This window comes from Veillonella criceti (assembly GCF_900460315.1).
Taxonomy (GTDB): Bacteria; Bacillota; Negativicutes; order Veillonellales; family Veillonellaceae; genus Veillonella_A; species Veillonella_A criceti.
In genome coordinates, this window is record NZ_UHIO01000001.1 from 465,183 (window position 1) to 478,685 (window position 13,503).

The 13,503-nt window shown below is 38.9% G+C and carries 6 protein-coding genes and 1 riboswitch; of the genes, 2 read left to right on the forward strand and 4 right to left on the reverse strand.

The features are described 5' to 3' along the window. Positions 1-22: 22 nt before the first annotated feature. The 3 genes from ribE to DYE54_RS02205 form a co-directional block, all read right to left on the reverse strand. Entirely contained in the window at positions 23-673 is a 651-nt protein-coding gene (gene ribE / locus DYE54_RS02195) for a riboflavin synthase (protein ID WP_115309698.1), read from the reverse strand. Next, positions 646-1,806: a bifunctional diaminohydroxyphosphoribosylaminopyrimidine deaminase/5-amino-6-(5-phosphoribosylamino)uracil reductase RibD gene (gene ribD / locus DYE54_RS02200; RefSeq protein WP_245935723.1), complete on the reverse strand. Its 1,161-nt coding sequence runs from the start codon at positions 1,804-1,806 to the stop codon at positions 646-648. The genes ribE and ribD overlap by 28 nt, the downstream gene beginning before the upstream one ends. Positions 1,807-2,032: 226 nt before the next feature. Then, a riboswitch (FMN riboswitch) is annotated at positions 2,033-2,156 on the reverse strand. Positions 2,157-2,407: 251 nt separating this feature from the next. Then, the gene (locus tag DYE54_RS02205) at positions 2,408-3,487 is read right to left on the reverse strand and encodes a hypothetical protein (RefSeq protein WP_115309700.1); all 1,080 of its coding nucleotides are present in this window, start codon (positions 3,485-3,487) and stop codon (positions 2,408-2,410) included. 460 nt (positions 3,488-3,947) lie between these two features. Here DYE54_RS02205 and DYE54_RS02210 point away from each other — a divergent pair, with 460 nt between their 5' ends. Together DYE54_RS02210 and DYE54_RS02215 are read left to right on the forward strand one after the other, a co-directional pair. Beyond that, a complete protein-coding gene (locus tag DYE54_RS02210) occupies positions 3,948-4,595 on the forward strand; it encodes an RNA polymerase sigma factor (RefSeq protein ID WP_172460540.1) in 648 nt (215 codons plus the stop codon). Beyond that, the gene (locus DYE54_RS02215) at positions 4,588-5,184 is read left to right on the forward strand and encodes a GH25 family lysozyme (protein WP_115309702.1); all 597 of its coding nucleotides are present in this window, start codon (positions 4,588-4,590) and stop codon (positions 5,182-5,184) included. Before DYE54_RS02210 ends, DYE54_RS02215 begins: the two co-directional genes overlap by 8 nt. A 150-nt stretch (positions 5,185-5,334) precedes the next feature. Here DYE54_RS02215 and DYE54_RS02220 read toward each other — a convergent pair whose 3' ends face one another. Further along, entirely contained in the window at positions 5,335-13,224 is a 7,890-nt protein-coding gene (locus DYE54_RS02220) for an ESPR-type extended signal peptide-containing protein (protein WP_147285255.1), read from the reverse strand. Positions 13,225-13,503: the final 279 nt, after the last annotated feature.

Sequence of the window (13,503 nt, forward strand, 5' to 3'; positions counted from 1 at the left end):
ATATATTGAGCCTACCTAACCTTTATATAAATCCCTTCGAAGCTAACCAATCTTTGGAAAGCCCTTGACGGGGCGATTCCTCACGAGTCTGGTTCATAAAATGACGAATATAACGGCCTGCTATATCCGTTTCTAAATTAACTACCGTACCAACCGTAGCTTTCGCTAAAATTGTATTAGCAATCGTATGTGGAATGATAGAAATTTCAAAATAAGTATCTTCTCGTTTAGAAACAGTTAAACTCGCACCATCTACCGCAATAGACCCTTTGTAAATAATATAGTCTAATACATCTGGTGTTGTTTCAATAGTAAAAATAACTGAATTGTCTAACTTACGAATATTTCGAATTCGTCCTTGTCCATCTACGTGACCTGCTACCATATGTCCACCAAAACGTCCATCCGCTGCCATAGCTCGTTCTAAATTAACAGCTTGTCCTGATGAAACAGTAACCAAGGTCGTCATGTTCACCGTTTCAGGCATAACATCAGCTACAAATTGTCGCCCTGTAAATGAGGTAACAGTTAAACAAACACCATTAACAGAAATTGAGCATCCAACTTCCATATCTTCAAAAATCTTCTGTCCTTCAATGGTAAGGCGCATAGCCTGAGCACTTCGTTGGGCACTTACTACTTTGCCTACTTCTTCAATAATTCCGGTGAACATTCAGTGCCCCTCCCTTCCATTACATACGATTCTAAACGAATATTATTATCTAATATGGTGGCTGATTCAAAGCGTAGTTGTATACCATCCACTAATTGATCAATACCTTGACCAGTAACAGCACCTAAGGCCTCTTGACCACCAATAATTGTATTACCAATATAAGTAACAATTTTATTAAACGCTTTCGCTTCGACAAAAGAAGCAATTACATGACTGCCACCTTCTACTAATACAGACGTAAAGCCAAGGTCACCTAATGTTTCTAAAATTTGGCCAATGTCAAGACCACTGTATGTAGCATCAACAGTTATTACCTTAGCCCCTTTATTTCTAAGGGCTTCAACCGTCTCCGCTTCGCAAGCAGGACTCACAAAAATATATACATGTCGATTAGCCTGTTTAAATATATTAGCCTCTAAGGGCGTGCGGCCTAAACTATCTAAAACTACCACATCGGGCTGATGTAATGGTGTAGTATCAACAGAACTACTTTCTTTATTATCACTTGCTAAAGTTTCTATAGGCAAACGACAATTTAAGCTAGGATTATCGCTTAATATAGTACCAATACCTGTTAAAATTACATCATGAGTAGCGCGCAGTCGATGTCCATCTTGCCGAGCTGTTTCATTAGTAATCCATTGTGAATGTCCTGTTCGAGTTGCAATTTTACCATCCAAAGACATGGCTGATTTCAATGTTACAAATGGTCGGCCTGTTTTGATATACGTTAAAAATCCTTCAATTAATTTAGCACACTCAGAAGTAAGTATACCTGTAGAAACTGTAATACCAGCCTCTCGTAACATTTCAATGCCTTTACCGCCCACAAGTGGATTCGGATCAACTACCCCTATAACAACACGCTGAATCCCAGCTTCAATAACTCGTTTAGCACAAGGTGGCGTTTTACCATAATGAGCACAAGGCTCTAATGTTACATACAAAGTTGCGCCTTTAGCTTCATCACCAGCTTGTTGCAACGCATTAACTTCTGCATGTGCTTCACCCGCCTTGTGATGAAAGCCTTCACCAATGATATGTCCATCTTTAACAATCACAGCCCCCACCATTGGATTCGGATGCGTACGTCCCGTTGCTTTAGTTGCTAATTCCAAAGCCCGTGCCATAAAGCGTTCATCCAATGCACTTGTTGTGGCCTCAAATTCAACTGTATTTAATTGTTGCGTCGATTGGTTTGTTTGTTCATCTGCCATACTATGAACTCCTAACATAAAAGGGACTATATATCTATAGTCCCTGAGTTGATTGCGTTATAAATTTCGCATTCGTAACAATTCTAAAAATAACCCTGTTTTTTGATTACTACCGTTACTGTTAGAAGGCGAACTCATACCGTGTCTTTTCCCATCCAGACTATACTGTCGGTCTCGGAATCACACCGAGTCAACCCATTTCAGAGCTTGCGGACTATCACCGCCGGTCAGGAATTGAATTGGTCCCCTCATCAACAACTAATTATTGAATTAGCCATTAAGACGCCAACTCGCACCTTGCCTCAAAGACTGTCTTTATGAAATTGTAAAATATATTTAACTTCTTATTACTAAAATAATAGTTGTATACAAATTTGGTAAAGTTGTAATGACTACTATTTCTATAGATGATTATACTATCATTTGGGAGATTCTGCAAGAGGATAAGAGAGAGGCCCTCTTCGCCTCGGAGCTCCTTTGGAGCAATGTCGTCTTCACAGGGCCTCTCTCTTATCTATGAAGTCTTACTTAGAGTTAAAATAAACGTACTCTTTACTTCGGAATCATGTTGCCACTGTCCATAAAGTTGAATTTGTCCATGCTGGTCAATATACCCCCCGCCATAGGTCAATGTTAAAAAATAAAGGCCCCATTGAAGTGATGCGGTATTAATGGCTAAACTTTTCAAATATTGTGGGGCGCCCATTGATTGAGAGCTAATAATTGTGTGCGTTAATAGTTTAGAGAGTGACATTTCAAAGGTATTAAATTGACGCTGTACAGCAGTTAACTCCCGACGAATGACTGTTCTTTGTATTGTTGTTTCTTTTGAAATACGTGACACTAGATTATCTAAACGATATATTCCATCGTGAAGTTGTAACACACGATATATAAGATGTTTCAAGTCATTATGTGAATTTGTATGGTAACTTACTTTATCGTACATATTATCATTAAACATAGTACCACCACGTATACCATTCTGATCAATGTTATTAGTATATGTTCCCTCATAATAGAGTGAGACTAGTAAGCTATGAATAAGTTTTACATTAGCCTTACAACCATCTACATAAAACTTACCACAACTAAATTCAAGATTTTCCTTTGATTTACATGTTTTTTCATCTTTGCTGTGCTTCGTTACAGCAAATAAATCATCCCATGAATATGTCTCCAACATGGTGGAAGCCGTTTGATTATGCAATAAATACCGTTGCTCATAACGCACAAGATGACATATTTTACTAATAATGATATGACCATAGGTCCAAAAATGTACCGTTCCCTGTGCTGTCAATACATGTGGTGATTCTAGCACGATAGAATATCCTTGATTAAATTTTTCAACGATACTATCTACATGACGACGCGAATAGGTCCCTGCCTTTAAAAATTCAACCAGCTTAAGATATCCTTCATTAAATGGCACCATCAACTTAGGAATCACAGCCGTATCTAATAATGATTGTTTTAATAATTCTTCTAGCGTAAGTAAGAAGAAATGGATATATTGTGGAATTTTAAAATCTTTACCAGCATCAATCAATTTAGTTCGATCATTAGCAGTCCTGATTATATCTACGGACATATTTACAACACTTCCTTACAAAAAACTTATACAAAAAGGGTACTTATATTTGTCAACTAGATATTTCTTATCAGTTAAAGCATAACAATTTCTAATTTTTGCCCACCTATCGGCCCCATTTCTCCAAAATGCCCATAATACTTGACTTTTTATTTTTCAAACAAAGATGACTCATTCTATCCTTAATACTATCAATTATGCACAAAATTTTTTATGCCCAGACTATAACCCCACTAAAATTGCCTACAATCTGTTGTATCTTTAAAAATATAAATTTTCTGGTAAAGAAAAGTAAGTTATTTTTCTATTTTTCTAAAATTTGCTACAAAAATTTTAGACTATTATACTATTACTGTGATTGCAATCTACATATAAAACTAGCTAGTCTTCGTATATGCTACAAAATATAATGATGTTAAATCAAAAAGGAGAATTTATAACGAAAATAATGATACATACTATGTTAAATCCTGTAACAAATCATCTACTACAGCCATTGTCTGAAAGAAATTACCTAGCCTTAGCCAAACAAGGCAATCAAAAAGCCTTAAAACAACTTTGCCACCAATATGAAGGCTTAATACGAAAATATGCTCATATAACAGCTGTTCATTGTGAATCAGACGATATAGAAAGTTTATTGTGGGAACTTTTCATTCGCGCCATAAAGGAATACGATACAGAAGGTACAGTACCCTTTTCAGGCTTTGTACAAAGTCGAATCCGCTATGGTCAGTACAATGCCTTTAAAAAATTACGAAGACAATGGCAACACGAGTCTTTCATCATGAACACACCTACCGAAGGGGAAGACTCAGCCATGACCTTTGAAGATCTCCTTACCCCTACTCAAAGTGCCGAGGACACGGTAATAAATGCGCAAAACAAACGTTGGATTAAAGAAGCGTTTCAGAAATTAGCTAAACCACAGCAACAACTATTATTTGATTACTATATACAAGATAAGCCACTAGCAGCATTAGCCAGACAATACGGTATTAGTCGTCAAGCTATGCAACAGCACAAAAATAGAGCCTTAACAGCCTTAACAGTCTTTTATAATGAAATATCAAATAATTTTGGGAATGAGGTGACATGCAATGAATAATTCGCCCTCTTATGGCATTGATATTAGTGAACATAATGGTCATATTGACTGGGAATCGGTAAAAAGAGCAGGTATTACCTTTGCCGTAATCCGTCTTGGCTACGGTCAAGGTCATTTAGACTCTCTCTTTTATGAACATGTGAATACAGCACTTACGGCTAGTTTAGCCATAGGAATTTACTATTATAGCTATGCCACCAATTGTGAATTAGCTGCTAAAGAAGCGCAGTATGTACTGCATACTTTACAAGGCTGTGGACTGACCCCAGCAAAACTGCCGTTAGGCGTATGGTATGATATAGAGGATTCAAGTATACTCGACGCTTGTGAAATGCCAGATATACAAAAACAAAGTGTTACCAATATTGCGAGTACCTTTGTCAATCAACTTTGGCAAAATGGGTACACGTTTACAGGTATCTACGCCAATCTTAATTGGTGGACTCACTATTTAGATATTTCACAATTAAGCTGTCCACAATGGTGTGCGCAATACAATGTGACTTGCGATTGGCCCACAGCTCATATGTGGCAATATACAAATAATTTAACCATTGGCCATAAGCAATTTGATGGCAATATACTTTAAAATGTGAAAAATGATTTTCCTTTGTCCTATTGATACCAAGGAACTAGGAAATCATAAACAATAATAAAGAGACTGTAGACCGCCGAAGCGTTCTACAGTCTCTTTTATTATGTTAGTTACCTAACAATTACCAACTTACGTTAGTATAGCTTACATACCTAAGCGTTCCATGAGCAATTTAATTTGTTCACGTTGTGCTTCTAATTCTTGACGTTGTGCTTGCAATTCAGCTTTTTGTCCAGCTACTTCTTGTTTTAAGGAAGCATTTTCTGCATTGCTAGCCGCTACCGAATCTTTCAACGCAGTATTTTCTTGTTCAAGTGCGTCTACTTTATCATCAAGAACAGCAATCGTACTTAATGGCGCTTTGCGATATTTTTGTTCATATTTGTTTTCATCGCCATCTGCACCAAGACGAAGGGAAACACCAACATTGAACATATTTTCACTGCTACCGAAAGAACCACCTACGCTGAACATAGTGTCATCATTTGGACGATAGAAAGCACCAATTGCCATAGCTTGTTTGCTTTGGAATGTACCGATACCAGCTGCAATGGATGTTTTTTCACCATTAGCAAATTCCATTGGATGAAGGGCTGCCATAGCTGCTGCGTGAGCACCAATTACATTCATGCGACTATTGAGGTCATGTTTCACACCATTTAATTGGCCTACATTCACAGCATCTGTTGGCAATATACCAGTACCTACATTTTGAATGCGGTTACCATTAGCATCAATTACTGGTGCTAAGGTATTACCATCAGCATCCTTGGATTCTGGTTTTACGGTCAATGCACCTGGCACATTGAGCCCATTACCAAAGTCTACTGGCGCCCCCTCTTTACCAGATAAGCCATTTTCGTTGATGGTTACATAGGTATTACCTTTACTATCACCAATTGTAATACCGTCTGGACCAATTTTAGTTTGATTGCCATTAGCATCAGTTACGGTTGTACCTTCTGGCGTTAAAGATGAACTATTGCCTTTACCATCACTGGTTGTAACACTATCAGCTTTGGTTTCAGTTTTATTACCATCGCCATCAGTAATTGTATTGCCACCTGCAGTCGATTTATTTTCATTGCCCTTACCATCTTTAATTGTAGAGCCATCGCTACCATAGTTAGCTTCTTTACCATCATCACCTTTAACGGTTAAACCAGTGTCACCATCAAGATTGACTTTATCACCAAGTTTGATACTGCCATCGTTGCCAAGATTAATATCCTTAGCTAATTGAATTGTCAATTTATCATCAATATTAGTAACACCAATATTACCAGCTACCAATGATGTCTTAGTTTTATCGTAATCCCCTACAATATGAACGGTGTCACTTAACGGTGCATGAACAGCTTCACCATCATTACCTTGGAAGTTAAGGCCAGCTTGGGCTACGGCTTGAAGATCTCCCTTTGTAGCTAATTTAGATAAGTCGCTACCTTCAGCCTGTAATAGACCACCTGTCTTATTACCGTTACCGTCATCTTTACCACCAATTAATTCAGTAGCACCTGGTGTACCATCTTCACCATTTTCAGCTGTGATTGCTTTGGCATCGTCCCCTAAATCACGACCTAATGCACTACTATCTGTATTAGAGCTAATCGTTGTACCTTCGGCTTTTACTGTTTCAGATGGAGTAGCTGGCATTGTATTATCGTCTATGGAAACTGGTTTGCCATCATCATTTTTGATGATATTACCTTGTTCATCCTTCGCTAGATTATCAGGATTATAATATTTATCTCCAACGTTAACTAGTGGATTACCCTCTTCATCAACTACCACAGGATTTCCATTTTCATCGACTGGATAGTAATTACCATCATCACCTTTGACTACTTTATTACCATCTTTGTCAACTAAACCAAGGCCACTACCACCAGCCAATTCTTTCGCTAAGTCTTTGAGTTGTTTGTAGTTAACAGCATCCGTATCTTCGGTAGCATCGCCAACACCTTTTACTTGGTTACCACCATTATCAAGGCCTTTGTCAGTTAAGGATACAGTATTGCCGCTTTCAGGTGTAATCGTAATACCATCTTTACCGATAACAGTTTTACCATTTTCACCATCTTTACCAGCTACCGTAATGCCATTACCTTTAACCGTTGTAGTATTACCATCTTTGTCTTTAGCCGATACACCTTCACCAGTCACTTTAGTATTGTTGCCATCTTTATCGGTTACATCAATACCGTCACCATTGTATACAGCATTACCTGTTTCTACTGGTGTACCTTCAGTTAGGTTAGCAGGTTTACCGTCTTTATCTACATATTGATTATTAGCTGGATCATATGTTAAGCCTTTCACATCATCAGCTTTGTACCACTTACCGTCATCACCTTGTGTCAATGGATTGCCATCAGCATCCACTACATTACCAGCTTCATTAGTTTGGTAATTAGTTGTTGTCACACTACCATTTGGCAAGTTAATATCTTTAGCTAATTTAAGAGCTAAGCTATCTTTGCCATTGGCTACTACACCAATATTACCTGCTGTTAAGCTTTCAGTATCGGCTTCACCATATACAGTTAATTTCTTGCTCAATGGACGATGTACATATGTACCTGCATCACCATCAAAATCAAGACCAGCTTGTGCTAAAGCTTGTAAATCACCTACAGTCGCTAATTTGCTAAGGTCAGCACCACTAGCACCGAGTAAACCATCTTTACCTGGGTCACCATCTTTACCATTACCACCAACTACAGTTTTTGCCGTTTCTTCGTCAATAGCAGGTGTTTTACCAGTATTAGGATCATCAGAGTCATCACCATTAGTGCCAATTGGTAAACCTAAACCACTCTTATCAGCATCAGAGGCTAAGGATGTATCTCCCTTAGCTGAAGATGGTGCTTCTTCAGCAGGTTTAGTACCACCATTGCCATCAGGAACTACCATGTTACCATTGTCATCTTTCGTAGCCCCTGGTGGATAGTATTTACCATCGTCACCTTTAACTAATGTATTTCCTTTTTCATCGACTGGGTTGCCATTTTCATCAACTTTGTAGTCTTTATCACCTACTGAAATGACTTTATCCCCATCTTCATCCACTTTATCTAGGTCATCAGCAGCCCCTACTTTATCTGCTAATTCTTGTACTTGACCTAATGTAGCAGCATCGGTTGGTTTAGTGCCAGGGCCTACATTAGAAATTGGGTTACCACCGTTATCTAAGCCTTTATCTGTCAAGGATACTGGCGCTTTAGTTGTGCCATCTTCACCCTTTGCTGGCGTAATTGTAATACCATCCTTACCGACAACAGTTTTACCATCTTCGCCATCTTTACCAGCTACCGTTAATCCATCAGCACCTACTGTTGTTTTACCAAGTGCATTGCCATCAGGATCTTTAGCAGTCACTGTTGTACCATTACCATCATATACAGCTTCATTTTCTTTAGCTAATGGCACGTCTTTAAGATCAGCTGGTGTATTTCCTTGATCATCAACATATTTACCTGTTTCAGGATTATATGTTAAATCATCAAGAGCACCTTCTGGATAATATTTACCATCTTCACCTTTTACAAGAGGATTACCCTCAGCATCTTGATAGCCTTTAGTCGTAACACTACCATCTGCTAAGTCAATATCTTTCGCTAATTTAATCGCTAACCCTGTTTCTGCATCAGCTACAACACCGATGTTATTATCTGTAAGTTTAGTTACATCCGCACCACCAGTAACGGCTAACGTTTTGCTCAATGGACGATGAACTACAACTTTATTACCTTCAGCATCGACTGTATCACCTGTGAAGTCAAGGCCTGCTTGGGCTACCGCTTGTAAATCGCCTACAGTAGCTAATTTGCTAAGATCAGCACCCTTAGCACCGAGTAAACCATCTTTACCTGGATCACCATCTTTACCATTACCACCAACAATTGTAGTGGCATCTTCTGGTTTAATTGCTTTAGCATCTTCACCAAGAGGCAAGCCTAAACCACTATTTGGTGCTTCTATTACGGCTGAAATAGGATTTTGAGTTGTATCAATTGGTGTAACTGGGGTTTTGCCGTCAGCTTGAACTGGATTCCCATCATTATCTACTTTTGTACCTGCTGGATAGTAGTTATCGCCGATTTTAACAACTTCATTCCCTTTGCCATCAACAAGTTTAGAACCAGAATTACCATCAATGCCATCTACTGCATCTTTTAAGTCTTGATATTGTTGGAAGTTCACTGCATCAGTAGGGTCAGTACCTGCTGCTACATTGGTAATCTTATTGCCACCATTATCTAATCCTTTATCTGTCAATGTAACAGCTTTGCCTGGATCAACAGCTGGAGTAGCAGGTTTGCCATTAGCATCTTGGAATGTACCATCAGGTTGTGCTGTTAGTGTATTACCTGCAGCATCTACTACATTACCTTTGTCATCAGTCTTATATGGAACAGCTGCTACGCTACCATTTGTAAGCACAATATCTTTGGCTAATTTAATCGCTAACCCTTTTTCTGCATCAGCTACAACACCGATATTATTATCTGTAAGCTTAGTTACATCAGCGCCACCAGTAACTGCTAATGTTTTACTTAATGGACGATGAACTACAACGTTCTTACCTTCAGCATCGACTGTATCACCTGTGAAGTCAAGGCCTGCTTGGGCTACTGCTTGTAAATCACCAACAGTAGCTAATTTGCTAAGGTCTGCACCGCTAGCACCGAGTAAACCATCTTTACCTGGGTCACCATCTTTACCATTACCACCAACTACAGTTTTCGCGGTTTCTTCGTCAATAGCAGGTGTTTTACCAGTAGTAGGATTATCAGAGCCATCACCATTAGTACCAGTTGGTAAGCCTAAACCGCTCTTATCAGCATCAGAAGCTAAGGATGTATCTCCCTTAGCAGAAGATGGTGCTTCTTCTGCAGGTTTAGTGCCACCATTGCCATCAGGAACTACCATGTTGCCATTATCATCTTTCGTAGCCTCTGGTGGATAGTATTTACCATCATCACCTTTAACTAATGTATTTCCTTTTTCATCGACTGGATTGCCATTTTCATCAACTTTGTAGTCTTTATCACCTACTGAAATGACTTTATCCCCATCTTCATCCACTTTACCTAGGTCATCAGCAGCCCCTACTTTATCTGCTAATTCTTGTACTTGACCTAACGTAGCAGCATCAGTTGGTTTAGTACCAGGGCCTACATTAGAAATTGGATTACCACCATTATCTAACCCTTTATCTGTCAAGGATACCGGCGCTTTAGTTGTGCCATCTTCACCCTTTGCTGGTGTAATTGTAATACCACCCTTACCGACAACAGTTTTACCATCTTCACCATCTTTACCAGCTACCGTTAAGCCGTCTTTACCAAGGGACGTTTTGCCTAATTCTACTGGCGTACCTTCAGTTGGATTAGCAGGGTTACCATTTTTATCTACATATTGGTCAGTAGCTGGATCATATGTTAAATCTTTTAAATCATCTGGATTATACCATTTACCATCATCACCTTGAATTAATGGGTTGCCATCAGCATCAACTATATTACCATTATTATCTGTTTGATAATTTGGTGCTGTTACACTACCATTTGGTAATGTAATATCTTTCGCTAATTTAATAGCTAAGCTATCTTTACCATTGGCGACTACACCAATGTTGCCAGCTGTTAAATTCTCTGTATCAGCTTCGCCATAAACAGTTAATTTCTTGCTCAATGGACGATGTACATCATCACCTGTATCACCAGCAAAGTCTAAACCTGCTTGAGCTACCGCTTGTAAGTCAGCAACAGTCGCTACTTTGCTAAGATCAGCACCGCTAGCACCAAGTAAACCATCTTTACCTGGATCACCATCTTTACCATTACCACCAACAATTGTAGTTGCTTCTGCTGGTTCAATTGCTTTAGCATCTTCACCAAGAGGTAAGCCTAAGCCACTATTTGGTGTTGTTGTTCCTGCTGACACTGGAGTTTTTACTTCTTCTGCTAGGGTTTTGCCATCTGCTTGAACTGGATTCCCTTTATCATCAGTTTTAGTGCCTTCTGGATAATATTTTCCACCTATTTCAACAACAGGATTACCTTCACCATCTACATAAGTAACACTACCAGCACCAGATTGGACTAAATTAGTTAATGCATCATTAACAGCATATAATTGAGAACCATTAATCGCATCAGTAGAATCAGCGGAAATACGACCTGCTGCTACATTAGTAATTGTACGATATTCAGGACCATCACCAGTTGCACGTGTAGTAACGCCTGACTTACCAACAGACACTGTTCCTACTGGCGTTGACCCTGCAAAGTTTACAGTCTTACCTGCAATAGTAGCACTTGCTGTACCAACAGCTGCGTCAGTTGTTGCGTTAGAACCAAGAGCTACGGAATTATCGTAAGTTGCAGTGGCTCCATATCCCATAGCAACAGAATTTTCACCTGTCGCTGCCGTAGAAATAGCGCCCTCCATTGTCTCTTCATTATTTTTATTAATTTCAGGTTCTGAACCACCAATCGCAATTGATCGTTTTCCTGACGCTTTTGCCATAGCCCCTAAAGCAACTGCAGAATCACCTTGCGCTTTAGACCAAACCCCTACTGCTGTCCCAAATTTCTTATCTGCACCAGCAGATTGACCTGCTACTACAGAACGGTCACCTGAAGCATTAGATACAGCCCCTAATGCCAATGCCATAAATCCAGTCGCTTGAGCACCTGAACCTAAAGCAGTAGCCTGAGATTTAGTAGCTTTAGAATTAGCACCGATAGCTGTAGCTAATGGTTCTGCTGAACTAGCCGTGGAGCCAATAGCAATACTACCACTACCTGATGCATTTGCTTTATCACCAACGGCTATAGCCGTATTAGCTGTAGCTGCCGCACTCCGTCCAACGGCAATTGTATATTGATCATATGCATGTGCATTATCACCAATAGCAATTGCACTTGATGCAATTGTTGTTACAGTACTTGTACTGCCATCAGGATTTGTAACTGTAGAAACCTTAGCTTTAGCTTTAGCAAAATTGCCTAATGCTACCGCATTAATAGAGTCTGCTTCAGCCTGGTCACCAATAGATACTGCAGAACGGGCTGCAGTACTTGAATTTACACCAATTGCGATACCACTAACACCTGTAACGCCAGCTGTACTACCAATAGAAATACCATAGCGCTGTGTTGTAGTAGTATTATATCCAATAGCAATACCAGAAGAAGAATCTACTATAGTCTCAGACTTTGTACCATCTGGATTTGTAGCCATTGCACCATTTTTATTAGCATCAGATAATTCAGAGTTTATTACTTGAGTCCCTGATCCTATTGCAATAGAGTTAGTTCCTTGCGTAATTGTTCTTTTATCAGGTGAGTTAGCAGCTTCAATAGATCCTCCAATAGATATAGAACGAGTCCCTTCTGCCAAAGTATTAGCACCTAATGCAATAGTTTTATATTCGCTAGCTGTTGCACCTGGTCCCAGTGCTGTAGCATAAGATTTTGTACCTGTTGTAGTATATACGGTGCTTTGTACAACTTTTCCTGATGTATCTAAAACTCTTGTAATATACGGATTACCAATAGCCATAGAATAAATACCTTGAGTTTCAGCTCTATTCCCTATTGCAATATTTTGACCTTTTTTAGCACTAGCTCCTTGTCCTATAGCAACAGTATATTGTTCTAAAGCTTCTGCAGCTCCACCAATAGCAATAGCATCTCCATTAGTAGCTGTCGCTTTTGCTGAATTACCAATAGCAATAGAGTTTGAGTGGGAAGCTTGAGCTACATCATCTCCAGTTAAACCACTATTTGTAATCGCAATCCCTGGTTGCCCACTAATTGTCGATGCTTCTGCCTGTACACTTTGCACACTTAATGCTGACACTGCTACTGTAGCCAAGACAGCTGTCACTAAAGCACTACCTTTCAAACCTTTACTACTACTTGACGTAGTAGCGCCTTTTGTATGGCTTTTCGCTAATTCAGAAGCCACTACATAGCAATTCTTTGTGCGACTCCAAATAATTTTGTAAATTTTGTTCACACACAATCCACCTTTCTTTTCTATTGATTAACAAATTTTATACTCTCTCTACTTCTCAAGTAATGTTAATCAACATGAATACTAGATACATCACTTCCAGAAAAAATTTATATACACATAAGTTTCAACTCATAAAACTTATGATATATACTACTGTTCTCTTATCAGTTAATAATGCCTCAACTGAAAATTAATACTTTTTTCCATTTACATTGGACATTCAACTTATAAAAATACCCATTCATGAGGAGTCTCATAAATGGGAGCCTCAAGTATTTT